This is a genomic window from Brevundimonas variabilis (genome assembly GCF_014199945.1).
Taxonomy (GTDB): Bacteria; Pseudomonadota; Alphaproteobacteria; order Caulobacterales; family Caulobacteraceae; genus Brevundimonas; species Brevundimonas variabilis.
Genome location: NZ_JACHOR010000002.1, coordinates 541,685 through 565,223, shown reverse-complemented (window position 1 = coordinate 565,223; position 23,539 = coordinate 541,685). Strand labels below are relative to the sequence as shown.

Annotated in this window: 24 protein-coding genes and 1 tRNA gene; 23 read left to right on the top strand and 2 right to left on the bottom strand. The window is 63.7% G+C overall.

What is annotated here, in order from left to right; translation table 11 throughout:
• Position 1: 1 nt before the first annotated feature.
• From nuoH to msrB, 19 genes are all read left to right on the top strand, one after another.
• Positions 2-1,084 (top strand): NADH-quinone oxidoreductase subunit NuoH, encoded by a 1,083-nt coding sequence (gene nuoH, locus GGR13_RS07445; RefSeq protein WP_183212849.1) that lies wholly within the window; start codon positions 2-4, stop codon positions 1,082-1,084.
• Complete coding sequence (locus tag GGR13_RS07440; RefSeq protein WP_183212848.1) at positions 1,084-1,284, top strand: hypothetical protein; 201 nt, start codon at positions 1,084-1,086, stop codon at positions 1,282-1,284. The genes nuoH and GGR13_RS07440 overlap by 1 nt, the downstream gene beginning before the upstream one ends.
• The gene (gene nuoI / locus GGR13_RS07435) at positions 1,281-1,772 is read left to right on the top strand and encodes an NADH-quinone oxidoreductase subunit NuoI (protein ID WP_183212847.1); all 492 of its coding nucleotides are present in this window, start codon (positions 1,281-1,283) and stop codon (positions 1,770-1,772) included. The genes GGR13_RS07440 and nuoI overlap by 4 nt, the downstream gene beginning before the upstream one ends.
• 123 nt (positions 1,773-1,895) lie before the next feature.
• On the top strand, positions 1,896-2,522 hold the full coding sequence (locus GGR13_RS07430; protein WP_183212846.1) for an NADH-quinone oxidoreductase subunit J: 627 nt from the start codon (positions 1,896-1,898) through the stop codon (positions 2,520-2,522).
• On the top strand, positions 2,522-2,830 hold the full coding sequence (nuoK, locus tag GGR13_RS07425; RefSeq protein WP_183212845.1) for an NADH-quinone oxidoreductase subunit NuoK: 309 nt from the start codon (positions 2,522-2,524) through the stop codon (positions 2,828-2,830). The genes GGR13_RS07430 and nuoK overlap by 1 nt, the downstream gene beginning before the upstream one ends.
• 2 nt (positions 2,831-2,832) lie before the next feature.
• Positions 2,833-4,932 (top strand): NADH-quinone oxidoreductase subunit L, encoded by a 2,100-nt coding sequence (gene nuoL, locus GGR13_RS07420; RefSeq protein ID WP_183212844.1) that lies wholly within the window; start codon positions 2,833-2,835, stop codon positions 4,930-4,932.
• Positions 4,933-4,934: 2 nt separating this feature from the next.
• The gene (locus GGR13_RS07415) at positions 4,935-6,419 is read left to right on the top strand and encodes an NADH-quinone oxidoreductase subunit M (protein ID WP_183212843.1); all 1,485 of its coding nucleotides are present in this window, start codon (positions 4,935-4,937) and stop codon (positions 6,417-6,419) included.
• A gap of 7 nt (positions 6,420-6,426) precedes the next feature.
• Positions 6,427-7,872, top strand: a complete 1,446-nt coding sequence (gene nuoN, locus GGR13_RS07410; RefSeq protein WP_183212842.1) for an NADH-quinone oxidoreductase subunit NuoN — start codon at positions 6,427-6,429, stop codon at positions 7,870-7,872.
• Between the two features lie 3 nt (positions 7,873-7,875).
• Positions 7,876-8,625, top strand: coding sequence for a biotin--[acetyl-CoA-carboxylase] ligase (locus GGR13_RS07405; RefSeq protein WP_183212841.1), 750 nt, complete (start codon positions 7,876-7,878; stop codon positions 8,623-8,625).
• Positions 8,622-9,404, top strand: coding sequence for a type III pantothenate kinase (locus tag GGR13_RS07400; RefSeq protein WP_183212840.1), 783 nt, complete (start codon positions 8,622-8,624; stop codon positions 9,402-9,404). The genes GGR13_RS07405 and GGR13_RS07400 overlap by 4 nt, the downstream gene beginning before the upstream one ends.
• Positions 9,401-11,077: a ribonuclease J gene (locus GGR13_RS07395; RefSeq protein WP_183212839.1), complete on the top strand. Its 1,677-nt coding sequence runs from the start codon at positions 9,401-9,403 to the stop codon at positions 11,075-11,077. The genes GGR13_RS07400 and GGR13_RS07395 overlap by 4 nt, the downstream gene beginning before the upstream one ends.
• 24 nt (positions 11,078-11,101) lie before the next feature.
• The gene (locus tag GGR13_RS07390; protein ID WP_343060309.1) at positions 11,102-12,022 is read left to right on the top strand and encodes a hypothetical protein; all 921 of its coding nucleotides are present in this window, start codon (positions 11,102-11,104) and stop codon (positions 12,020-12,022) included.
• 6 nt (positions 12,023-12,028) lie between these two features.
• The gene (gene mce, locus GGR13_RS07385; RefSeq protein WP_183212837.1) at positions 12,029-12,451 is read left to right on the top strand and encodes a methylmalonyl-CoA epimerase; all 423 of its coding nucleotides are present in this window, start codon (positions 12,029-12,031) and stop codon (positions 12,449-12,451) included.
• Positions 12,451-12,702 carry a DUF1467 family protein gene (locus GGR13_RS07380; RefSeq protein WP_183212836.1) on the top strand — a complete coding sequence of 84 codons (252 nt, stop codon included), beginning with the start codon at positions 12,451-12,453 and terminating at the stop codon, positions 12,700-12,702. The genes mce and GGR13_RS07380 overlap by 1 nt, the downstream gene beginning before the upstream one ends.
• A gap of 64 nt (positions 12,703-12,766) precedes the next feature.
• Positions 12,767-14,080, top strand: a complete 1,314-nt coding sequence (gene proS, locus GGR13_RS07375) for a proline--tRNA ligase (protein ID WP_183212835.1) — start codon at positions 12,767-12,769, stop codon at positions 14,078-14,080.
• Positions 14,077-15,366 (top strand): lipoprotein-releasing ABC transporter permease subunit, encoded by a 1,290-nt coding sequence (locus GGR13_RS07370; RefSeq protein ID WP_183212834.1) that lies wholly within the window; start codon positions 14,077-14,079, stop codon positions 15,364-15,366. Before proS ends, GGR13_RS07370 begins: the two co-directional genes overlap by 4 nt.
• The gene (locus GGR13_RS07365; protein WP_183212833.1) at positions 15,359-16,075 is read left to right on the top strand and encodes an ABC transporter ATP-binding protein; all 717 of its coding nucleotides are present in this window, start codon (positions 15,359-15,361) and stop codon (positions 16,073-16,075) included. Before GGR13_RS07370 ends, GGR13_RS07365 begins: the two co-directional genes overlap by 8 nt.
• A gap of 33 nt (positions 16,076-16,108) precedes the next feature.
• Complete coding sequence (gene argC, locus GGR13_RS07360) at positions 16,109-17,047, top strand: N-acetyl-gamma-glutamyl-phosphate reductase (protein ID WP_183212832.1); 939 nt, start codon at positions 16,109-16,111, stop codon at positions 17,045-17,047.
• Between the two features lie 46 nt (positions 17,048-17,093).
• Entirely contained in the window at positions 17,094-17,591 is a 498-nt protein-coding gene (gene msrB, locus GGR13_RS07355; RefSeq protein ID WP_183212831.1) for a peptide-methionine (R)-S-oxide reductase MsrB, read from the top strand.
• Here msrB and GGR13_RS07350 read toward each other — a convergent pair.
• Together GGR13_RS07350 and phaC are read right to left on the bottom strand one after the other, a co-directional pair.
• On the bottom strand, positions 17,578-17,961 hold the full coding sequence (locus GGR13_RS07350; RefSeq protein ID WP_183212830.1) for a hypothetical protein: 384 nt from the start codon (positions 17,959-17,961) through the stop codon (positions 17,578-17,580). The two genes, msrB and GGR13_RS07350, sit on opposite strands and share 14 nt — an antisense overlap.
• Positions 17,958-19,955: a class I poly(R)-hydroxyalkanoic acid synthase gene (gene phaC / locus GGR13_RS07345; protein ID WP_183212829.1), complete on the bottom strand. Its 1,998-nt coding sequence runs from the start codon at positions 19,953-19,955 to the stop codon at positions 17,958-17,960. The genes GGR13_RS07350 and phaC overlap by 4 nt, the downstream gene beginning before the upstream one ends.
• Positions 19,956-20,044: 89 nt before the next feature.
• Between phaC and GGR13_RS07340 the strand changes: the two genes are divergently transcribed.
• The 4 genes from GGR13_RS07340 (at position 20,045) to GGR13_RS07325 (ending at position 23,458) form a co-directional block, all read left to right on the top strand.
• A complete protein-coding gene (locus GGR13_RS07340) occupies positions 20,045-20,479 on the top strand; it encodes a hypothetical protein (protein WP_183212828.1) in 435 nt (144 codons plus the stop codon).
• Positions 20,480-20,547: 68 nt separating this feature from the next.
• Complete coding sequence (glpX, locus tag GGR13_RS07335) at positions 20,548-21,504, top strand: class II fructose-bisphosphatase (RefSeq protein WP_183212827.1); 957 nt, start codon at positions 20,548-20,550, stop codon at positions 21,502-21,504.
• Positions 21,505-21,517: 13 nt separating this feature from the next.
• Positions 21,518-23,323, top strand: a complete 1,806-nt coding sequence (gene recJ / locus GGR13_RS07330; protein ID WP_183212826.1) for a single-stranded-DNA-specific exonuclease RecJ — start codon at positions 21,518-21,520, stop codon at positions 23,321-23,323.
• Between the two features lie 60 nt (positions 23,324-23,383).
• Positions 23,384-23,458 (top strand) — tRNA-Glu (locus GGR13_RS07325).
• The last annotated feature ends 81 nt before the right edge of the window (positions 23,459-23,539 follow it).

The window sequence follows — 23,539 nt, the reverse complement described above, 5'->3', positions numbered from 1 at the left end:
CATGGATCCCACCACTTCCTTCTGGACCACCCCTGTCGGCTGGACCCTGGCCACCACTGGCGCGATCGTGCTCGTCACCGTCGGCGTGCTGATCTCTGTCGCCTTTCTTCTGTTGGCCGATCGCAAGATCTGGGCGGCCGTCATGATGCGGAAGGGCCCCAATGTCGTAGGCCCGTTTGGACTGCTGCAGTCCTTTGCCGACATGATCAAATTCGTGCTGAAAGAGATCGTCGTCCCGGCCGGAGCCGACAAGGCTGTCTTCCTGCTGGCCCCGATCATCACCGTCATCACGGCCTTCATCGTCTGGGCGGTGATCCCGTTCGCGCCGGGCTGGGTCATCTCGGACCTGAACGTCGGCATCCTGTACGTTTTCGCGATCAGCTCGCTGGGCGTCTACGGGATCATCATGGGCGGCTGGGCGTCCAACTCGAAATATCCGTTCCTGGGGTCGCTTCGGTCTGCGGCGCAGATGGTGTCCTATGAGGTCTCGATCGGACTGGTGATCGTCAATGTCATCATCCTGGCCGGCACGATGAACCTGACGGCGATCGTCCTGCAGCAGCAGGGCTGGATCTGGAACTGGTTCGCCTTCGGGGGCGGGGCAGGGACCTGGCCGACGGTCCTCGTGATGTTCCCCATGGCGATCATCTTCTTCGTCTCGGCCCTGGCCGAGACGAACCGCCCGCCCTTCGACCTGCCAGAGGCCGAGTCCGAACTGGTGGCTGGCTATCAGGTCGAATACTCGTCGACGCCATACCTGCTGTTCATGATGGGTGAGTACGTCAACATCATCTTCATGTGCGCCATGATCAGCCTGCTGTTCTTTGGCGGCTGGAACCCCGGGTTCGACGTCTCGCTGATCGGGCTTGAGACCTGGCCGGAGTGGGCGGCCAATCTGTTCTATCTCGTGGTGCTGAGCCTCAAGATCGTCTTCTGGTTCTTCATGTTCGCGATGGTGAAGACCTTCGTGCCGCGTTACCGCTATGACCAGTTGATGCGGCTGGGCTGGAAGATCTTCCTGCCAACCTCGCTGGTCGCTGTGGTCGCCGTCTCGGCCTGGCGCGTGTTCGTGGTGGGGTCGTGATGCGCGTCCTTGCATCCATCCTGATCATTGGAACGCTGGCCGGCTGTGCGCCGGACCCTTCGACACCAACCTCGCCCCTGCAATGGCAGCGGCGGCAGGAGGCCATCGAGCAGCGCGAGGCCGAACGCCAGACCCAGTGCGCCCAACCTGCCAGAGCCGCAGACGCCCGGTGCGCTGCGCGTCCCGGAGCCCGATCATGATTGCCCGTATCCAACAGACCGTGAAGGGGGCGCTGCTTGTCGATCTGGTCGGCGCCCTGGGCCTGACCTTGCGTGAGTTCTTCCGACCCAAGCACACGGTGAACTATCCGTTCGAGCGCAATCCGCAGTCGCCCCGGTTCCGCGGTGAACACGCGCTGCGCCGCTATCCCAACGGCGAGGAACGCTGCATCGCCTGCAAGCTGTGCGAGGCCATCTGCCCTGCCCAGGCCATCACAATCGAAGCCGAGCCGCGCGCCGACGGCAGTCGCCGTACGACCCGCTACGACATCGACATGGTCAAATGCATCTACTGCGGCCTGTGTCAGGAGGCCTGTCCCGTCGATGCGATCGTCGAGGGACCGAACAGCGAGTTCGCGACCGAGACGCGCGAGGAGCTGTATTTCGACAAGGCCCGCCTGCTCGACAACGGCGACCGCTGGGAACGCCAGATCGCCAAGAACCTGGAGCTCGATGCGCCGTACAGGTGACGGCGTTTTGTGTGTAGCGCCCCATCCGAGGCGTGAAAGTCGCTTCTATTCGTAGCGATCGATGTCTAAGAGGTGCGGCGATTCCGCCGCACCAAATCCGAGTCTGAAAGGGCGAAAGCCTCCATGCTGCAAGGCATAGCCTTCTATCTGCTGGCGACGGTCGCCGTGGTCTCTGCCCTGCTGGTGGTGACCGCGCGCAATCCCGTGCACAGCGTGCTGTTTCTGATCCTGGCCTTCTTCTCGTCCGCCGGTCTGTTCGTGCTGCTTGGGGCCGAGTTCCTGGCGATGCTGCTGGTTGTCGTTTACGTCGGCGCAGTCGCGGTGCTGTTCCTGTTCGTCGTGATGATGCTCGATGTGGATTTCGTCCGGCTTCGCGAAGGGTTTGCGCGCTATCTCCCGTTCGCCCTCGTGATCGCTGCCGTGCTGCTGACCGAGATGATCCTGATATCCCTTGCTGTGGTGAACGGCGGAGCCGCGGCCGGACTGGATACGCTGACGCCAGCGACACCGGAGGCGTCCAACATCGAGGTCATCGGGCGGGTGCTCTACACCGACTATGTCTACATCTTCCAGGCGGCCGGGATCGTGCTGCTGATCGCCATGATCGGTGCCATCGTCCTGACCCTGCGGCACAAGCCCGGGGTCAAGCGCCAGAGCGTGGCGACCCAGGTCGGACGCGACGCGAAAACGGCGATCGAGATCAAGGCAGCCGTCACGGGTGCCGGCCTGAACCCCGAGGAGCTCCGCTGATGGTCGTTACCCTCGCGCACTATCTTGCCGTGGCGGCCATGCTGTTCACGATCGGGGTGTTCGGCATCTTCGTGAACCGCAAGAACGTCATCATCATCCTGATGTCGGTCGAGCTGATCCTGCTGGCGGTGAATATCAATTTCGTCGCCTTCTCGGCCTATCTGAACGACGTGCAGGGGCAGATCATGGCCATGTTCGTCCTGACGGTGGCGGCCGCAGAAGCCGCCGTCGGTCTGGCCATTCTGGTGACCTTCTTCCGCAATCGCGGCGACATCGCCGTCGATGACGCTTCGATGATGAAGGGCTGATCGTGAGTTTCGAACTGCTTGTCATCCTCGGCGTCTTCGCGCCGTTGCTCGGGGCCGCTGTCGTCGGCTTCTTCGGTCGCCGGCTGGGCGATATTCCGTCGCAGGCCATCACGACCGGTCTACTGTTCTTCTCCTGTGCTGTGGCCTGGATCGTGTTTTCCCAGTGGACCTGGGGCGGGCTCGAGGCCTTCACGATCAGACTGGCTCCGTTCATCAATGTCGGTGATTTCCAGTCGGCCTGGTCGATCCGGATCGATGCCCTGTCGGCGGTCATGCTGGTCGTCGTCACCAGCGTGTCCTCGCTCGTGCACCTGTATTCCTGGGGCTATATGGCCGAGGATGACAGCCGGCCGCGCTTCTTCGCCTATCTGTCGCTGTTCACCTTCGCCATGCTGGCCCTGGTCACGGCCGCCGACTTCATGCAGCTATTCTTCGGCTGGGAAGGCGTGGGTCTGGCGTCCTATCTGCTGATCGGCTTCTGGTACAAGAAGCCCACGGCCAGCGCCGCCGCGATCAAGGCCTTTGTCGTCAACCGGGTCGGTGATTTCGGTTTTGCGCTGGGTATCATCACTGTCTTCTGGATGTTCGGCACGATCGAGTTCGCCGAGCTGTTCCCGTTGATCGCCTCGCGCGAGAACACTGGCTGGGTCTTCCTGAACCACGATTGGTCCGCGCTCGATCTGGCCGGGGTGCTGCTGTTCATCGGTGCCATGGGCAAGTCGGCACAGTTCTTCCTGCACACCTGGCTGCCCGACGCCATGGAGGGCCCGACGCCGGTGTCGGCCCTGATCCATGCCGCCACCATGGTGACGGCGGGCGTCTACATGGTCTGCCTGCTGAGCCCGATCTATGAATACGCGCCGACGGCCTCGCTCCTGATCGCGATCACGGGCGGGATCACGGCCCTGTTCGCAGCCACGGTCGGTCTGGCACAGAACGACATCAAGCGGGTCATCGCCTATTCGACCTGTTCGCAGCTTGGCTACATGTTCTTCGCGGCGGGTGTCGGGGCCTATCAGGCCGCCATGTTCCACCTGTTCACCCACGCCTTCTTCAAGGCCCTGCTGTTCCTCGGTGCCGGTTCGGTGATCCACGGCATGCATCACGAGCAGGACATGCGGAAGATGGGCGGGCTTTGGAAGCTGCTGCCGGTCACCTATGCCGTGATGATGATCGGGACGATCGCCATCACCGGCCTCGGCATCCCCGGACACGAGTTCAAATTCGGGTTTGCGGGCTTCTACTCCAAGGACTCCATCCTCGAGAGCGCCTTTGCCTCGGCCAACTACAGCCCGGCGGGCCTGTTCGTTTTCTTCATCGGCCTGTTTGCAGCCGGTCTGACGGCCTACTATTCGTGGCGTCTGATCTTCATGACCTTCCACAACAAGCCGGCCTGGAAGGACGCCGAGCACGCGGCGCATGACGACCATGCCAGCGCCGCGCAGCTGGAAACCCACTCCGAGCCCCTCGCTGACGATCATGCGCATGCCCATGATGATCATGGCCACGGCGACCACGGTCATCATGGCCCGCTGAAGCCACACGAGAGCCCGTGGGTGATGCTGGTCCCGCTGCTGCTGCTGTCGGTCGGCGCGGTGGCGTCCGGCTTTGCCTTCTACGAATACTTTGTCGGTCATCACGAACACGACTTCTGGCGTGGCGCTATCTTCACCGCGGCCGACAACCATGTCCTGCATGACAGTCACGAGGTCCCGACTTGGGTGCTTTGGGCCCCGCTGGTGGTGTCCGGCATCGGGACCCTGGCCGCGATCTGGCTCTATGTGCTGAAAGAAGGCCTGGCGCGTCGCCTGGCTGACCGGAAGGGGCCGCTCTGGACGTTCCTGTACAATAAATGGTTCTTCGACGAGCTGTACGACCTGTTCTTCGTCAAGGGGGCCCGGGTTCTGGGTGACTTCTTCTGGAAGATCTGCGACGTGCGTATCATCGACGGCCTCGGCCCGAACGGGGCTGCCTGGGCGGCGCTGAAATCAGCCGGGCGTCTGGCACGTGTCCAGTCCGGCTATGTCTATCACTATGCGTTCGTGATGCTGATCGGCGTGGCCGTTCTGCTGGCGTTCGCCCTTAACGCCTGGGGAGCGTGACCATGCCCCATATCCTGACGATCGTGACGTTTCTGCCCCTCCTGGGGGCTGCCGTGATCTTCGGTGCGCGCCTGCTGGCGAAGTCCGATGAGGCGTCTGCCGGCACCGCCCGCTGGGTCGCAATGCTCACGACGCTGGCGACGCTGGCGGTTTCTGTCCTGCTGGTGATACAGTTCGATCCAGCCAATCCGACCTATCAGTTCGTCGAGAATTTCGCCTGGTTCGCCGGGGCGGGCTACCACATGGGCGTAGACGGGATCTCGATCCTGTTCGTGCTGCTGACGGCCTTCCTGATGCCGATCTGCATCCTGGCCAGCTGGAAGTCGATCGAAACGCGCGTCGTCGAGTACATGATCGCCTTCCTGGTGCTGGAGACGCTGGTGATCGGCGTGTTCTGCGCGCTGGATCTGTTCCTGTTCTACATCTTCTTCGAAGGCACGCTGGTGCCGATGTTCCTGATCATCGGGATCTGGGGCGGGGCCAACCGGATCTACGCCTCGTACAAATTCTTCCTCTACACCCTTCTGGGGTCGGTCCTGATGCTGCTGGCCATGCTCTGGATGGCCAATGAGGCCGGCACAACCAGCATTCCGGCACTCAAGGAGTATGCCTTCTCGGCCCAGGCCCAGCCGCTGCTGTGGCTGGCCTTCTTTGCCTCCTTCGCGGTCAAGATGCCGATGTGGCCGGTCCATACCTGGCTGCCCGACGCTCACGTCCAGGCGCCAACGGCGGGCTCGGTCATTCTGGCCGGCATCCTGCTGAAGCTCGGCGGTTACGGCTTCATCCTTTTCAACGTGCCGATGTTCCCGCTGGCGTCGCAACAGTTCGCACCGCTGGTGTTCGCCCTGTCCGTGATCGCGATTGTCTATACGTCGCTGGTCGCCTTCCGTCAGACGGACATCAAGAAGCTGATCGCCTATTCGTCGGTGGCCCACATGGGCTTCGTGACCATGGGGATCTTCAGCGGCAACGCGTTGGGCATTCAGGGTGCCGTCTTCCAGATGCTGAGCCACGGCCTGATCTCGGGCGCGCTCTTCCTCTGTGTCGGCGTGGTCTATGACCGGATGCACACACGCGAAATCGCGGCCTATGGCGGACTGACCAGCCGGATGCCCTGGTATGCGGCGATCTTCCTGATGTTCACCATGGCCAATGTCGGCCTGCCGGGGACATCGGGCTTCATCGGCGAGATCCTGACGATGACGGCCGTATACGAGGCCTCGACCTGGGCGGCGCTGGTCGCGGCCTCGGGCGTGATCTTCTCGGCCGTCTATGCGCTGACGCTGTACCGGAACGTCATGTTCGGCGAGATCACCAACCCGGCCCTGCTGACGATCACCGACATCGACAAGCGCGAGCTCGCGATCTTTGTGCCCTTGATCGTCGGGACGATCTGGCTGGGCGTCCAGCCCGGCCTGGTGCTCGACTATACCGCCGCATCCGTCGATGCGGTCGTGACCACCTATCGCGCCGCGATCGGCGGGTGAGACCCTGATGCCTGATCTATCCCTTGCTCTTCCCCTCGCGGCCTCCGAACTGACCCTGACGATCGGGGCGCTGGTGCTGCTGGTGCTCGGCGCCTTCCTCGGCGAAAAGTCGGCGCGTCTCGTTTCGATCCTGTCCGTCGCCCTGCTGGTGGCCGGTGCTGCGGTTGCCGCGACAGGTCCGCTGGGCGTCGCCTTCGACGGTGCCTTCGTGGCCGATCCGCTGGCTGTCTATGGCAAGGTCGCCATCTATCTGCTGAGCGCCGTGGCCGTGATCCTCGGCGGCGGCTGGATCCAGCGCAACCGGATCGCCAAATTCGAATATCCCATCCTGATCGTTCTGGCCGCTGTCGGGATGAGCATGATGGCGTCGTCGGGCGACCTGATCTCGATGTATGTCGGGATCGAGCTGCACTCGCTGGCCCTGTACGTGCTGGCCGCCTATCACCGCGACGACCTCAAGGCGTCGGAGGCCGGGCTGAAGTATTTCGTGCTGGGTGCCCTGTCGTCGGGTCTGCTGCTCTACGGAGCCAGCCTCGTCTATGGCTTCACAGGCTCGATGCGGTTCGAGGATATCGCCGCAGTTGCTGCTGATGGTGAAGCCAATGTCGGACTGATCTTCGGACTGGTGTTCCTGATTTGCGGTCTGGCGTTCAAGGTCTCGGCGGCACCGTTCCACATGTGGACCCCCGACGTCTACGAGGGTGCACCGACGCCTGTCGTCGCCCTGTTCGCTACCGCACCCAAGATGGCGGCAATGGTCCTGATCGGGCGCGTCCTTTCAGAGGGCTTTGGCGGGATCCATGACCAGTGGTCTCAGGTACTGATCCTCATCTGCCTGATTTCCTTCGCGGTCGGAGCCATCGGCGGCATCGCCCAGAAGGATGTGCAGCGACTGCTGGCCTATTCCTCGATTGCCAATATCGGCTACGCGCTGCTGGGCATTGCGGCCGGGACGGAGCAGGGCCTCCAGGCCATGCTGATGTTCATGACCCTGTATGTCATCGACCAGATCGGTTTCTTTGCCATCCTGCTGTCGCTGTCGAAGTCCGGCCGTCCGATCCGCAGGATCGCCGATCTGGCCGGTTTGAAGACGGACCGCCCGCTGACAGCGGTGGCGATCACCATCCTGTCGCTCTCGGTCCTGGGCATGCCGCCTTTTTCGGGCTTTTGGGGCAAGTATTATGTCTTCGGAGCGGCCGCCGAAGCCGGCTACTGGCAGGTCGCAGCCGTCGGTCTGGTCGCCTCGGTCGTGGCCGCATTCTATTATCTTCGGATCATCAAGCTGATGTGGTTCGATGCGCCGCTGGATGCGGTGAAGACGGACAAGGCCCCGGTCGAATCCCAGTGGATCGGCTGGGCCAGCGCTGCCTTTGCCTTCCCGCTGGTGATCGTCGGCCTGACCTGGCTCGAGCCCCTGACAAAGATCGCGGCCTCCGGCTTCGGAGCCGGTTAGGCGGTGAGCGCCGCCGCCACAGTTCTGCTTGATCAGACGGATTCCACCAATGCCGAGGCACGGCGTCGCGCTGACGCCGGAGAGACCGGACCAGTGTGGATCGTGGCGCGGCGTCAGACCTCGGGGCGCGGGCGCCGTGGTCGGGAATGGCTCAGCGAGACGGGCAATCTGGCGGCAACCCTCCTGATGACGACGGCAAAGGCCCCGGCTGAGGCAGCCCAGGTCACCTTTATTGCGGCTCTGGCGGTCGCCGATCTGCTCGATGCCTTCGTTGTCCGGGACAGCGTCACGATCAAATGGCCCAATGATGTGCTCATCAAGGGTGCCAAGGCGGCGGGCATCCTGGTGGAGTCGGGAACCCATCCGTCCGGGCGGCTCTGGCTGGCGGTCGGCATCGGGGTCAATCTCGCCCACGCGCCCGACGACACCGAGCGGCCCGCGACATCGGTGGCGGCGCATCTTCGACCCGACATCGCCTATGCCCCGCCGGTCGAGGCGGGTGCCGCGGTCCTTGCAGACGCTTTTGCCGTCTGGATGGGGCGTTGGGAAACGCTCGGCTTCCAGCCCGTGCTTGATGCCTGGGCAGCCCGGACCCCAGGTCTCGACCAGCCGTGCGTGGCACGCCTTGGTCATGAGACGGTGTCAGGCGTTGCGGATGGCGTGGCGCCTGACGGGTCGCTGCGGATGCGCTTGGCAGACGGGTCGCTGCGGCTGATTTCTGCGGGCGACGTCTTTTTCAACGAGGCCGCGTGATGCTGCTGGCGATCGAACAGGGAAACACCAATACGCTGTTTGCCGTGCATGACGGCGAAACCTGGATTGCCCAGTGGCGGACCGCGACCGAAAGCAACCGGACCGGGGACGAATACGCCGTCTGGCTGAACCAGTTGCTGGAAATGCGCGGCCTGTCGATGCAGCGGCTGGATGGCTGCATCATTTCCAGCGTGGTGCCGCAGTCGATCTTCAATCTGCGAAACCTCGCCCGTCGGTACCTGAACGTCGAGCCTCTGGTGATCGGCGAAAATGCGCTGCTTGGCATTGATGTCCGCATCACCAAGCCGACCGAGGCGGGGGCTGACCGGCTGGTCAACGCCATCGGTGCGCACCTGACCTATCCGGGCGATCTGCTCTTGATTGACAGCGGAACGGCCACCACCTTTGACATCGTCGCGGCCGACGGGGCATTCGAGGGTGGGCTGATCGCGCCCGGGATCAACCTCAGCCTTCAGGCGCTTCATGAGGCCGCCGCAAAATTGCCCCGGATCGCCATCCAGAAGCCGGATCGGGTGATCGGCAAGGACACGGTCGCTGCCATGCAATCCGGGGTCTTCTGGGGCTACATCGCCCTGATCGAGGGGCTGGTGGATCGCATCAAGACGGAATGGGGACGCCCCATGACCGTCATCGGAACCGGCGGCGTCGCCTCGCTGTTTGAAGGCGCAACGAATTCTATCGACCGGTTTGATCCGGACCTGACCATCCGCGGCCTGCTGGAAATCTGGCACCGCAATTCTGATTTGAAAGACACATGAAACCAAACGCCAGCGACGAGCTCGTCTTCCTGCCCCTGGGCGGGTCGGGCGAGGTCGGCATGAACCTCAATGCCTACGGCTATGGGCCGGAAGCCAACCGACAGTGGATGATTGTCGATGTCGGCGTCACCTTTGGCGACCAGTCGACTCCCGGCGTGGACATCATTGTCCCCGACCCGTCCTTCCTTGAAGGCGAGACGATCAAGGGCATCGTCCTGACCCATGCGCACGAGGACCATATCGGTGCGCTGGCCTGGCTGTGGAGCCGGATCAAGGCCCCGCTCTATGCGACGCCGTTCACGGCTTTCCTGATCCGCGAAAAGCTGCGCGATGCGGGCATCCTCAAGGACGTCAAGATCATCGAGGTGCCGATGGGCGGCCACATCGATCTGGGACCGTTCCAGGTCGACATGATCACCATGACCCACTCGATCGCCGAGCCGAATGGTCTGAAGATCACCACTCCACTGGGGACCGTGTTTCATACCGGCGACTGGAAGCTGGACCCCAATCCCGTCATCGGCAAGCCGACCGACATCGCCGCGATCCAGAAGATGGGCGACGACGGCCTTCTGGCCATGGTCTGCGACTCCACCAATGTGTTCGTTGAGGGCGAGGCAGGGTCTGAACTCGAGGCCCAGGAGGGGCTCATCCAGTTGATCGGCTCGCTCAAGACCGGTCGGATCGCCGTCGGCTGTTTCGCGTCGAACGTGGCGCGGATGGTCAGCGTCATGAAGGCGGCCGAAAAGGCCGGTCGTCGCGTCGCGCTGGCGGGCCGCTCCATGCACCGTATCACGGCTGCCGCGAAACACGTCGGGCTGTTCGGCGACTCCAAGCGCATCCTGTCGGAAGACGAGGCGCGCGGCTGGCCGGCCAACGAAATCCTGTATCTCTGCACCGGAAGCCAGGGCGAGGACCGCGCGGCGCTTTCGCGTGTGTCTCATGGCACCCATCCCTTCATCAAGCTGGGTCTCGGCGACCACTGCCTGTTCTCGTCGCGGGTCATCCCGGGCAACGAGATGGCCATCGCCGAACTGCAGGACCGGCTGGCTGACCGCGGTGTCCGGCTCTACACAGAAAAGGACCATCCTGGCATCCATGTGTCGGGGCATCCCTGCCGCGACGAGATGCGCCAGATGTATGCCTGGGCCCGGCCCCGGATCGCGATCCCGACCCACGGCATGCGCCGCCACCTGATGGAACATGCGGCGCTCGCTCGCGAGCTGGGCGTGCCGGAGACCGTAACGCCCCGGAACGGCGACATGGTCCGCCTGGCCCCCGGGCCGGCGACCATCGTCGATGAGGTCCCGAATGGCCGACTGTACGTCGACGGTGGCATGGTGGTGACCGAACAGGGCGAGGCCCTGCGCGAGCGGCGGCACGCCTCGACCAATGGTGTGCTGGTCGTCAGCTTTGCCATGGACAAGCGCGGCTCGATCGTTTCGGACATCGACGTGCGCGCCATCGGCCTGCCCGGTGACGAGGTCACGCCTCTGGGCGAGGCGCTCGATGATCTGGCTGAACGGGTCGAGCAGGCCGTCGGCAGTCTCAAGGGCGGGGCCAAGGACGATGACATGGTCGTCGAACAGGCGGTCGGGCGCGTGCTGAAGAAGGCCGCGCAGCAGATCTGGGATCGCCGGCCGATCGTCGAAACGGTCATTCTCCGGCTCTGAGTCATGGGGCGAGCAGGGGATCGGGTGAAGGCGACCGGGGATCAGGTCCTCGATCGCGTCCGCCATGCCCGTCACCCGCTTCACGGGGTCGCCAAGTGGACCCTGATCGGGTTTCAGGCGCTCAGCGGCGTGTTCGCGCTTTTCTGCCTGATCAATCTCGGTTTGAGCCTGTCGACGTTCCGGGGCGAAAATCCCGCCGCCCGAACCGCGCATGAGCTGGGGGTGCTCTGGTTCAGCACGCCAAATGGTCAGACGACATCGGATCGGGCGTTTGAGGTCATCCATGGGGGCAGGCTGGGAACCGAGCCCGGTGCTGCCGCCATCCGCGCCCATTTCGAGGCCGCAAGCGAGGGAGGCACCTTCCTGCTGGATCAGGTCATGGTCGACCGGATGGAAGCAGTTAATGGCCGCATCGACGGACGCGTCCTGCCATCCGGCATCTATGTCGGGGCGCACGCGCTGGGGCCCGACAGTCCGCCCATGGTGTGGGTCACCAAATGGCTGGCCCATTACATGCTGTTCCCCCGCCATGCCTACATCCTGGTGGTGCCGGAGACGGGGCCTGCCCTGGTGTTCTCAGCCAGTCAGAACGGGAAATTTCCTGGCGAAACCGAGGCGCTCGACCGGCTGACGGCGCGGATCACGCCTTATGACGATCGTGCCTATGACTTTCCCAGCTCTGGCGAAGCCCTGCACGAGATGACGATCGTCAGTCGGGACCCGTCGGTCGTGGCACGGGCCCCGCAGGCGCTGGATGCGGCGCGCGAAAGGCTGGAGGCCCTGGAGCAGACTTATGGCCTGCTGGCCCCCAACTCCAACACGGTCGTGGGATGTATTCTGCAAGATGCCGGCCTCGTCGAGCCTGAGGTGCGACGATCCATCCTGCTGGCATTCCGGGCTCCTGGGCTGGGTGCCGCTTGCCCCGGTGCGTTGCAGGGGTCATAGCGAGCCATGATCGGAAGATTGAACCACGTCGGCATCGCGACCCCTTCGATCGAGGACAGTGTCCGCGTCTATCGCGACATGCTGGGTGCGACGGCGATCGGCGAGCCGTTCGACCTGCCTGAGCAGGGCGTCCGCGTCTGCTTCGTCGATGTGCCCAATACCCAGATCGAGCTCATCGAGCCGCTTGGTGAAACGTCGACCCTTCACGGATTCTTCGAGAAAAACCCGCGTGGTGGCCAGCATCACCTGTGTTTCGAGGTCCCCGACATTCTTGTGGCGAGGGATGAGATGATCGCCAAAGGTGCCAGGATCCTCGGCAGCGGAGCGCCGCGCATCGGGGCCCACGGAACACCGATCCTGTTCCTGCATCCGCGCGAGATGGGCGCCCTGTTGATCGAACTGATGGAAACTCCAAAGGAAGCCCACTGATGCCAATCGGTCCGATCACCATGTTCGCCGTTTACATCGTCTGCTGGTGGACGGTCCTGTTTGCCGTGCTGCCGATCGGCATGTCGGAAGAGGCCCAGGAGCGTCCGACGGATGGAGCCCAGTGGGGTGCGCCGAAAAACCCCCGTCTGAAGCAGAAATTCCTGACCACGACTTGGGTCTCGGCTCTGCTGTGGGCATTTGTCATGATCCTGCTGTGGACCGGGTGGCTGCCGCTGCCGAACGTGGGCTGACGCCTAGCTTTTGCCCTCATGACCCGGCTAAAGCTCAGGTCGCCCTGACAAACCGGATTCTGCCATGCGCCTGTCGCGCTATTTCCTGCCTACCCTGAAAGAAGCGCCCTCGGACGCCCAGATCGTGTCGCATCAGCTGATGCTGCGCGCGGGCCTGATCAAACAGGAGGCGGCGGGGATTTATGCCTGGCTGCCGCTCGGCCTGCGCGTGCTGAACCGCATCGAACAGATCGTGCGCGAGGAACAGGAGCGGGCAGGGGCGGTCGAACTGCTGATGCCGACCCTGCAGCTGGCGGACCTGTGGCGCGAAAGCGGCCGCTACGATGCCTATGGCCCGGAGATGCTGCGGATTACCGACCGCCACGAGCGCGAGCTACTGTACGGCCCCACGAACGAGGAGATGGTCACCGACATCTTCCGCAGCTTCGTCAAGAGCTACAAGGCGCTGCCGCTGAACCTGTTTCACATCCAGTGGAAGTTCCGCGACGAGCGCCGGCCACGGTTCGGGGTCATGCGCGGTCGCGAATTCCTGATGAAGGACGCCTATTCCTTCGACATCGACGAGGCCTCGGCGCGCAAGGCCTATAACCGGATGTTCGTGGCCTATCTGAACACCTTTGCCCGGCTGGGTCTCAAGGCTGTGCCCATGCGCGCCGATACCGGCCCGATCGGCGGCGACCTGAGCCACGAGTTCATCGTCCTTGCCGAGACAGGCGAGAGCCAGGTGTTCTGCGACAAGGCCCTGGTCGAGATGCCCGCACCGGGCCCCGGTGTGGACTGGGATGATCTGCAGGCCATCGTTGACGAGCGGATCGGCAAGTATGCCGCCACCGAAGAGATGCATGATGAGGCCCTCTTCGAAAGCCAGACGGCCGAGGCGGATCGCCTGACCGCGCGTGGGATCGAGGTGGGCCATATCTTCTATTTCGGGACGAAATACTCGGCACCGATGAAGGCGAAAGTCGCGGGGCCGGATGGCAAGGACACCGATGTCCACATGGGCAGCTATGGGGTCGGGGTATCGCGCTTGCTGGGTGCCATTATCGAGGCCAGCCATGATCAGGCCGGCATTATCTGGCCCGACGCCGTGGCCCCGTTCGACGTCGTCGTGATCAACCTGCGCGTCAACGACGAGGCGGTCTGCGTGGCCTGCGAGGAGGCTGTCGCGAAACTCGAGGCGGCCGGGCGATCGGTGCTCTACGACGACACGGACGAACGTCCGGGTGGGAAGTTCGCGACAGCCGATCTGATCGGCATTCCCTGGCAGCTGACGATCGGGCCCAAGGGTCTGGCGGATGGCGTAGTCGAACTGAAACGTAGAGCCACCGGCGAGAAGCTGACCCTGCCGCTGGATCAGGCACTGGAGACGCTGGCTTGACGACCACGACCGGAAAGCCGGCGGGCGCCTTCTCCAGCTGGGAAATTGGCCTGGCGCTCCGCTACCTCCGCGCCAAGCGCAAGGAAGGCGGGGTCGCCCTGATCGCCATCATCAGCTTCGTCGGCATCATGCTGGCCGTTGCCGTGCTGATCAGCGTGATGAGCATCATGGCCGGGTTCCGGTCCGAGCTGCTCGGCCGGATGCTGTCGTTCAATGGCCATATGTACGTGGCCGGACCGGTCCTGACTTCGCCGGACCGGGACGCCATGCTCGAGCGGCTGCGCACCGTGCCGGGTGTCCAGAGCGTCAGCGCCATTACCGAGAACCAGGCGATCTTCCGGGCCAACGGCATTACGACGGGAGGCTTCGTCCGGGGTCTCAAGCCGGAGGATCTGGACGGCATGCAGTATGTCGCCTCCAGCCTGTCGCCCGAGGCTCGCGCGAGTTTCGGCCAGGGTGCCTATGGCGGCGACAATATCCTCATCGGTCAGTCTCTTGCAGACGATCTGGGGCTCCGGATCGGAGATCCGATCACGCTTTATTCTCCAACAGGCGCGGACAGCGCGTTCGGAAACCTCGGTGGATTGCAGAAGACCTACAGGGTCGGGGGCACTTACTCGTCCGGTACGGCGGACTACGATCGCGCCTTCATCTTCATGCCCCTCGAGCAGGCCCAACTGTTCTTCGGGAAGGAAGGTCTCTGGGACGTCGTCGAGATGAAGGTCGCCGAGCCTGACAATGTGGTCCGCTATCTGAACCCTGTGCGCGAGGCAGCGGGGCCCGGGGCCATCGTCAGTGACTGGCGCGAGCGCCTCGCGGCCTTCTATGGCGCGCTGAAGGTCGAACGTGTGGCCATGAGCATCATCCTCGGGCTCGTCGTCGCCATCGCGGCGATGAACATCATCTCCGGCATCGTCATGCTGGTGAAGAACAAGGGGCGGGACATCGCCATCCTGAGGACGATCGGAGCCAGCCCGTCGTCGATCCTGCGAGTCTTCTTCATGGCCGGGGCCACGATCGGGGTCGCCGGTACGTTTGCGGGGCTGACGCTTGGACTGCTCTTCTGCTGGAACATCGGTGCGATCCAGGGGGCTGTCGAGGCCATCACCGGGGTCCAGGTCTTCAATGCCGACGTCTACATGCTGGACGCAATCCCGGCGCTTGTGGATCCGCTCGACGTCTTCTGGGTGGCCGTCTGGTCGCTGGTCATGAGCTGCGTGGCGAGCCTGCCGCCATCCTGGTCGGCCTCGCGGATCGATCCGGTCGAGGCTCTGCGTTATGAGTAGTCTTTCATCTTCCGCCCCCGTGCTGTCCGTCAGAGGCGTCACCCGAACATACAAGACCGGCCGCGGGGATCTGACGGTCCTGAAGGGTGTCGATCTGGACATCATGCCGGGCGAACTGGTCGGGCTGATCGGGCCATCGGGATCAGGCAAGTCGTCTCTGCTGCATGCCGCAGGTCTGCTGGAGCGACCCACCAGTGGGCGGATCCTGATCGACGGGGAGGATGTCGGGGCGCTCGACGAGCGCGCCCGCACGCGGATCCGCCTGTCGCGGATCGGCTTCGTCTACCAGTTCCACCATCTGCTTCCCGAGTTCGATGCGCGGGACAATGTTGCCCTGCCGCTTCGGATCGCAGGCCGGTCGCAGCCTGATGCGCGGCGGCTGGCCGAGGCTGCCCTTGGATCGCTGGGCCTGGCCGAGCGCGTGCTGCACCAGCCTCCGCAGATGTCGGGCGGCGAGCAGCAGCGCGTGGCCCTGGCGCGCGCCCTCGCCAACAGCCCGCGGTTGCTCCTGGCCGACGAGCCGACCGGCAACCTTGACCCGGCCACCAGCCATACGGTGTTCGAAGCCCTGCAGAAGCTGGTCAAGGAGACCGGCGTCGCGGCCCTGATCGCCACCCACAACATGGAACTGGCAGGGCATATGGATCGGGTCTTTGCCCTCAAGGATGGGCACCTCGAGGAGCGCCCGGCCGAGAGCCAGGCTTACTGAAGCCATCGCCAGCTTCAGGCGTCAGGAGTCTTCATGACCCATACGATCTTCATCGACGGCGAGGCCGGCACCACCGGACTTGAGATCCGCCAGCGGCTGGATGGGCGCGGCGATCTGCAGTTCATTTCGCTTGGCGACGAGCGACGCAAGGATGCGGCTGCGCGGCGTGACGCAATGAATGCTGCCGATGCCGTGATCCTGTGCCTGCCTGACGCCGCGGCCATTGAAGCCGTGGCGATGATCGACAACCCGAAGACCCGGGTGATCGATGCCTCGACCGCGTTCCGGACAGCAGAGGGGTGGACATATGGCTTTGCGGAGATGGATCACGGTCAGCGTGCTGCGATCGGGAGGGCGACCCGCGTGTCGAATCCGGGTTGCTATCCAACGGGCTTCATCGGCCTGATGCGGCCTTTGATCATGGCAGGCCTGGTGCCCGCAGACTGGCCCGTCAGCGTCAATGCCGTCTCCGGCTATTCCGGCGGGGGCAAGGCCATGATCGCGGAGTTCGAGGCGTCGGACCGACCGCAGCCATTCCGGGCTTATGGTCTTTCCCTGATGCACAAACATGTTCCCGAGATGACCCGGCATGCGGGGCTGAGCCGGGACGTGCTGTTCGCGCCTGCCGTTGGAAACTACCGGCAAGGCATGCTGGTCGAGGTTTCTCTCCACCTGGCGGCCCTGCCGGGCATGCCGACCCTGGAGGTTGTCCATTCTGTATTGTCCGATGCCTATGCTGGCAGCCGCTTTGTCGAGGTGGTCTCGCTGGAAGCAACGGAAGCGATGACGGGCCTCGATCCGGAAGGGCTGAACGGCACCAACCGGATGCGGCTGCATGTGTTCGGAGATCGAAGGGGCGGTCAGGCGCGGCTGGTGGCCCTGCTGGATAACCTTGGCAAGGGTGCATCCGGCGCAGCGGTCCAGAATCTGAACATCATGCTCGGTCTCGACGAGGGCACCGCGCTCACCTGATCGAAAGGCTTGAAACCCGCAGCGGATAACCGACGTATAGGGAACCATGACCCAGCCCCTATCACGCCGCCATCTCATGCTGACCGCCGGAGCCTTCGCCGCTGCTGGCTGTACCTCAGGGTCCGCCGACGCTTCGGTCGCGCAATATGCGTCGTCGCCGTTCCGCCGTCTGACCGAGGCCCAGTGGCGCGAGCGACTGCCTGCAGCCAGTTTCAATGTGCTGCGCCGGGAGGCCACGGAGCGCCCCTTTACCAGCCCGCTGGATGGCGAGAAACGGACCGGTGTGTTCCATTGCCGCGGCTGTGATCTGCCGCTGTTCCAGTCGGCCTGGAAATTCGACAGTCGGACGGGCTGGCCCAGTTTCTACCGCGCCATCGACGGCAGCGTGGGTACCAAGACCGACCTTCTGATCGGGTTTCCACGCACCGAATACCATTGCGCACGCTGCCTGGGGCATCAGGGACACATTTTCGACGATGGCCCGCGTCCGACGGGAAAGCGTTACTGCAACAACGGCGTTGCGCTGACCTTCAAGGCCGCTTGAGCGCCTTCATCGCCGAGTCCACCGTGAAGCCGAACATGATCGAGGCGATCACGACCAGCAGCCCGTAGTCGAAACCCCGGATCAGGAACGGCACGGCAGCCATCAGCATCACGATGCCTGGAAAGCTGCTGGCCCAAAGCACGGACATCGGCACCTCCGCGCTGATCATGGGCGGTCGGTCCGTTCGCATCTTCATGAGCCGGGACAAGGGCTTGTTCAACGCAACGAACATGATGGTGTAGAGACCGGCGAGAAACGGATAGCGCCATTCCGGCCCCGGTTCGCCAAAGACTGTCGCCGTGAGGGTCAGCAGCAGCAGCGGCATGCCGGTCGCAATGGCGAGCAGCAGGTTCGGTTCAATACGGATCAAGACTTCACTTTCACATAGGAGCCGGGTGCCGGTTCTATGGGTGAAAGGGGGCCAGAGTTGGGATTGCGCGCTGCGACCCATTTGCCGGACTGGCCATGAAGCCATTCAGCCCAGTGCGGCCACCAGCTGCCGGGATGTTCCTTGGCCCCGGCCTGCCATTCGCCGAGCGTGGCAGGCAGGGCGTCATTGATCCAGTGCTGGTACTTGTTCGCGGCTGGCGGATTGACGACACCAGCGATATGGCCGGAACCTGCGAGCGTCAGGGTCACGTCGGCGTTGGAAAAGGCCTTGGCCGAGCGGTAGACCGAGTTCATCGGCGCAATATGGTCCTCGCGGCTGGCCTGGAAATAGAGCGGGATCCTGACCTTTGACAGATCGACCTTCAGGCCGCCGATCTCGAACTCACCTTTGGACAGCAGGTTCTGGCCGTACATGCTGCGCAGATAGTTCATGTGAAGTGCCTTGGGCATGCGGGTCTGGTCGGCGTTCCAGAACAGCAGATCGAACGCGGCAGGCGACTTGCCCATCAGATAGTTCGAGACAAAGAACGACCAGATCAGGTCGTTGGCGCGCAGCGCGTTGAAGGTCTCGGCCATGGCGGCACCAGGCAGCACGCCCCCGGCCGCGTCCATCTGTTCCTCGATCTGGGCCAGCCAGTGCTCGTCGGTGAACAGCAGCAGATCTCCGGCCTCGGCGAAATCATGCTGGGCCGCAAAGAAGGTCGTCGATGCGACACGCTTGTCGCCCTTTGCCGCCATATGGGCGAGGGCGGCCCCCATCAATGTCCCGCCGATACAGTAGCCGACCGTATTCACCCGGTCCGTGCCGGCCTGTTCCATGGCCTTTTCGGTGGCGCGATAGATGCCCTTCTCCAGATAGTCGTCGAAGCCGAACGCGGCCTTGTCCCTGTCGGGATTGACCCAGGAGCAGACGAACACCGTGAACCCCTGAGCCGACAGCCAGCGTATCATGGAGTTTTCGGGCTGGAGGTCCAGGATGTAGAATTTGTTGATCCACGGTGGGAAGATCAGCAGCGGGATCTGGCGCTGCTTGTCGGTCGCGGCATCGAACTGGATGAGTTCGAAGAGTTCATCACGCCAGACCACCTGGCCCGGAGCCGTGGCGACATTTTCGCCGACGACAAATTTCCCGTAATCCGCCTGGCTGATCTTCAGCTTGCCCATCCCGCGCTCGAGGTCGGCGGCAAAATTCTGCATGCCCTTGACCAGGGACTCGCCATTGCTGTCGGCCATGGCCTTCAGGGCAGCCGGGTTGGACGCGAGGAAGTTGGAGGGAGAAAAGGCATCTGTCAGGAGCTTGGTGAAGAACTCGGCCCGGCGTTTGACCATGGGATCGACGTCCTCGACCGACGAGACGAGCCCGTTCATCCAGTCCGAAGTCACCAGATAGGATTGGCGCATGACGTCGAACATCGGGTTCTCGGACCAGGCGGGGTCCTTGAATCGCTTGTCCTTGGAGGGCTGGGGCGGTTCCTCGCCCGCAACCCGGCGCGTGGTCGATGCCCACAGGTCCATATAGCGATTGAACAGGTCGGCCTGGGCCGCGAACAGTTTGTCGGGACGGGACGCCAGGCTGGTCATGACCGAGTTCATCGCCGGCCCGACATTGAACGGATCCGGTGACAGGGCTGCCGGTCGATCGGCCTGCGACAGAGCGGCCTCGGCAATCGCCGACTGGGCCGTCATGGCCGCCCGCGCGAGGTTCAGAGACAGGGTCTCCAGCATCTGCCTTTGCTCTTCGCCAGGGATGGCAAAGGCGGATGGAGCCTGAGTTGCCGGTTCGGCCTTTGCAAACGGTTCGGCGACAGCCCGGGTGGGGTCCGCAGCATTGTCCGTCACCGCTTCGACTTGGGCGGACGTCTTCCTGACGCGAACAGGACGAGGCGGTTTGGGCGAGGTCGGGCGCCCTGATTTTCGGGGTGTCCGTGCCTCGGGCGCTTCGGTCGTCGGGGCCGCTGTCGGGCGTTTGGCCATGGGATGTCCTGTCGCGCGTTTCTGTGGGGTCGGGGCGAGGCTCGGTCGTCCCTTCCGCTTGAGCGGATCATGGCATATGACCGCCCGTGATGAACGTGCCGCTGTCGAAAAAGATGTGTCTTTGTGCGCTCGCGGCGGCGGGGCTGTCGGGATGCGCCGGAGCGTTCGAAGCAGACACCGATCCAGCGTCCCCGGTGGGCCCGCGCGTGCAGGCCCTGGTCGATGAAAACCGGGCCTATCCGAGGTGGGAGGATTTCCCGGCCGCACCGACCGGACTGCCGTCGGCCGTCGAGGTGGCACAGTCGGTGAACACCTTGCGTGTGACCGGTGGCGCCCTGAATGGCGAGGTGGGGCGGCTGGAATGGACCCTTCGGGACCCGGCCGCCTTCGAACGCGAAATGGCTGCCCGCGTTGCCGCCTCCCGACCAGCGCCAGCCACCTTGCAGACCCAGGCCGAGATTGAGGCTTTTGCTCAACGGTTGAGAGACCGGGCCCGTGCGCCGGCACGCATCACGCCGCAATAAACGTCACAAGGATCAGGCATCGCCCGGACGAGAGAATCCGGGGATCATGCCTGAAGGAGAAGACGCCCATGGCCGATACGGCCCCCTATGCCTCGACGCTGGCCGCCGATGCCGCTCATGTGACGGAACTGGCAGCCATCGCGTCCTGGGAACAGATCGGGCGTGGAGACGAACAGGCTGCGGACCAGTTGGCAGTCGATGCCATGCGTACTGCCCTCAATCGTCTGGCCATCGACGGCCGGATCGTCATCGGTGAGGGCGAGCGCGACGAGGCCCCGATGCTTTATATTGGCGAGCGGGTCGGCACCGGCCACGGCCCCGTCATCGACATTGCGCTTGATCCTCTCGAAGGCACGACCCTGACGGCCAAGGCCATGGCCAATGCCCTGACGGTGCTGGCCATGTCACCGGGTGGCGGCCTGCTGCATGCCCCCGATACCTATATGGACAAGATTGCGATCGGCCCGGGCTATGCACCGGGTCTGGTCGATCTGGACATGAGCCCGCAGGAAAACGTTCTCGCGCTCGCTGCGGCCAAGGGGGTAAAGCCCGCTGACATCACTGTCTGCATCATGGATCGACCGCGTCACGCGGCTCTTATCGTCGCGCTGCGCGAGGTCAACGCGCGCATCATGATGATCAGCGATGGTGATGTGGCTGGTGTCATTCACACGGCAGAGCCCGAAACCGGCATCGATCTTTATCTTGGGTCCGGCGGGGCGCCCGAAGGTGTGCTGGCTGCCGCAGCGCTCAAATGCGTCGGTGGGCATTTTCAGGGACGGTTGCTGTTCAGGACCGATGATGAGCGTCGTCGGGCTGAACGGACGGGCGTCACTGACTTTGACCGCAAGTACGATCTTCACGAGCTTGTATCGAAGGACGCTGTTTTTGCTGCGACCGGGGTGACGAAGGGGGCGTTGCTGGATGGAGTCAGGATCAGCAATGGCTTCGTCACGACCCATACCCTGGTGATGGATTCGAGTGACCGGTCGGTGCGGCGTATCCGCACAACGCGGCCGGTTTGAGGGTGGCGAGTTGATGGCAGACGGCGGGGCGACCCCTGCATTTCTGGGCGTTTCCCGCTCGCTTTCCGGTCGTGCATGGCGGCAAAGGCCGGCTGATGCAGCCACGATCCGCGCTCACATGCAAAGTGAGGGGCTGGAGGAACCGCTGGCACGGGCTCTGGCAGCGCGGGGCGTTGCTGCGGATCAGGCCGCGGATTTCCTCAGACCAACCTTGAAGGCCCTCTTTCCTGATCCATCCAGCTTCATGGACATGGACGCCGCAGCGAAAGCGATCGTGGACGCCATTGTCGCTGACCAAAGCATCCATGTTTTTGCGGACTATGACGTCGACGGGGCATCCAGCGCCGCGCTGCTGGTGCGCTGGTTTCGCGCTGTGGGAGCGGACCTGCCGATCTACGTGCCGGACCGATTGACGGAAGGGTACGGGCCAAGCGCGAAAGCGTTTGAAACCCTGAAGGCTCGAGGGGCGCACCTTGTCGTGACGGTCGATTGCGGTGCGGCTGCCAATGAGGCCATTGCCCACGGCTGCGCGATCGGACTGAAGATCGTGGTCATCGATCATCACATGATGCGCGAGCAACCCCCGCAATGCCTTGCCGTCGTCAATCCGAATCGGCCTGGCGACACCTCCGGTCAGGGCAATCTGGCAGCGGCGGGCGTTGTGTTTGTGTTGCTGGCTGCCCTGAACCGCGAGGCAAGAGGGCGGGGCCTGTTCACCGTCCGTCCGCAACCGGATATCCGCCAATGGCTGGACCTCGCGGCCATGGGAGCGATCTGCGACGTCACCGGGCTGACAGGGTTCAACCGGGCGCTGACCGGGCTTGGCCTGAAGGTGATGTCCGACTGGGGAAACCCCGGTTTGCGGGCCTTGCTGGCTGCGGCAGGCGCTGAACCGGGACCTGCAAAGTCGAACCATGCCGGTTTCATTCTTGGGCCCCGGATCAACGCCGGCGGCCGCATTGGCAAGTCGGATCTGGGTGCCCGACTGCTGTCGACCGACGACCCACGCGAAGCGGAGCAAATCGCACTGGAACTGGACGCCCTCAACATCGCAAGACGCGAGGTGGAGCGTGACGTGACAGAACAGGCAATCCGAAGGGTCGAGGCCACAGGCGCGCACATGGACGGTTCCGCCGTTGTGGTCGTGGCCGGCGAGGACTGGCACCCCGGTGTGGTCGGGATTGCCGCAGGGCGGATGAGAGAACGGTGGCGCAAGCCGGTCATCGTGATCGGCATTGATGCGATCAACGGGATCGGGAAGGGATCGGGACGGTCGCAGCCCGGCATGAACCTGGGGCGTGCGGTCCAGGCTGCCTGGGAGGCTGGCGTGCTTCTGGCGGGTGGTGGCCATGCCATGGCGGCCGGCCTGACCGTCCGCGCAGACATGATCGATACCTTGCGGACATTCCTGAATGACCGAATGGCCGAAGAACAGGCAGATGCTGTCCTGCTGGACTGGGTCGAGGTCGATGCCCTCATTGAGCCCGGCGGGGCGACGCGAGGCCTGTTCGAGGACTTCGAGCAGCTTGCCCCCTTCGGACCCGCCAACCCGGAGCCATTGTTCGCCCTGCACGGGGTCCAGGCGCGTGAACCGGTGCAGATGAACGGCGGCCATGTCCGGTGTCGGCTCGTCGGGGCGGACGGTGCGTCGGTAAAGGCGATCATGTGGCGATGCGCCGACCTTCCCGCAGGCCAGGCTCTGTTGATGGGGCAGGGCGGACTCAGTGTCGTCGGACGTCTGAAGGCGGACGACTGGAACGGTCGAAAAGGCGCTCAGTTCGAGATCGAGGACGTCGCCGATCCCCGTATGACAAATTGAATGAAAAAGGACGCTTGCGCCCTCAGGAATCGCCCGCTATATCGCCCGCTCTCGCGCAGCGGTCCCTTCGTCTATCGGTTAGGACGTCAGGTTTTCAACCTGAAAAGAGGGGTTCGACTCCCCTAGGGACTGCCACGCGGAGACCTTTTTCCGATAGTTCGATATGCGTTGACGGGGTCGGGTTTAGAGCCCGCCCGGATCGACCATGCCGCTGCC

What these genes read in the sequence shown, in the direction of transcription:
- nuoH (WP_183212849.1), top strand. Translation starts at nt 2, where the DNA reads ATGGATCCCACCACTTCCTTCTGGACCACCCCTGTCGGCTGGACCCTG.
- GGR13_RS07440 (WP_183212848.1), top strand. Translation starts at nt 1,084, where the DNA reads ATGCGCGTCCTTGCATCCATCCTGATCATTGGAACGCTGGCCGGCTGT.
- nuoI (WP_183212847.1), top strand. Translation starts at nt 1,281, where the DNA reads ATGATTGCCCGTATCCAACAGACCGTGAAGGGGGCGCTGCTTGTCGAT.
- GGR13_RS07430 (WP_183212846.1), top strand. Translation starts at nt 1,896, where the DNA reads ATGCTGCAAGGCATAGCCTTCTATCTGCTGGCGACGGTCGCCGTGGTC.
- nuoK (WP_183212845.1), top strand. Translation starts at nt 2,522, where the DNA reads ATGGTCGTTACCCTCGCGCACTATCTTGCCGTGGCGGCCATGCTGTTC.
- GGR13_RS07415 (WP_183212843.1), top strand. Translation starts at nt 4,935, where the DNA reads ATGCCCCATATCCTGACGATCGTGACGTTTCTGCCCCTCCTGGGGGCT.
- nuoN (WP_183212842.1), top strand. Translation starts at nt 6,427, where the DNA reads ATGCCTGATCTATCCCTTGCTCTTCCCCTCGCGGCCTCCGAACTGACC.
- GGR13_RS07395 (WP_183212839.1), top strand. Translation starts at nt 9,401, where the DNA reads ATGAAACCAAACGCCAGCGACGAGCTCGTCTTCCTGCCCCTGGGCGGG.
- mce (WP_183212837.1), top strand. Translation starts at nt 12,029, where the DNA reads ATGATCGGAAGATTGAACCACGTCGGCATCGCGACCCCTTCGATCGAG.
- GGR13_RS07380 (WP_183212836.1), top strand. Translation starts at nt 12,451, where the DNA reads ATGCCAATCGGTCCGATCACCATGTTCGCCGTTTACATCGTCTGCTGG.
- proS (WP_183212835.1), top strand. Translation starts at nt 12,767, where the DNA reads ATGCGCCTGTCGCGCTATTTCCTGCCTACCCTGAAAGAAGCGCCCTCG.
- GGR13_RS07365 (WP_183212833.1), top strand. Translation starts at nt 15,359, where the DNA reads ATGAGTAGTCTTTCATCTTCCGCCCCCGTGCTGTCCGTCAGAGGCGTC.
- argC (WP_183212832.1), top strand. Translation starts at nt 16,109, where the DNA reads ATGACCCATACGATCTTCATCGACGGCGAGGCCGGCACCACCGGACTT.
- msrB (WP_183212831.1), top strand. Translation starts at nt 17,094, where the DNA reads ATGACCCAGCCCCTATCACGCCGCCATCTCATGCTGACCGCCGGAGCC.
- phaC (WP_183212829.1), bottom strand. Translation starts at nt 19,955, where the DNA reads ATGGCCAAACGCCCGACAGCGGCCCCGACGACCGAAGCGCCCGAGGCA.
- GGR13_RS07340 (WP_183212828.1), top strand. Translation starts at nt 20,045, where the DNA reads ATGAACGTGCCGCTGTCGAAAAAGATGTGTCTTTGTGCGCTCGCGGCG.
- glpX (WP_183212827.1), top strand. Translation starts at nt 20,548, where the DNA reads ATGGCCGATACGGCCCCCTATGCCTCGACGCTGGCCGCCGATGCCGCT.
- recJ (WP_183212826.1), top strand. Translation starts at nt 21,518, where the DNA reads ATGGCAGACGGCGGGGCGACCCCTGCATTTCTGGGCGTTTCCCGCTCG.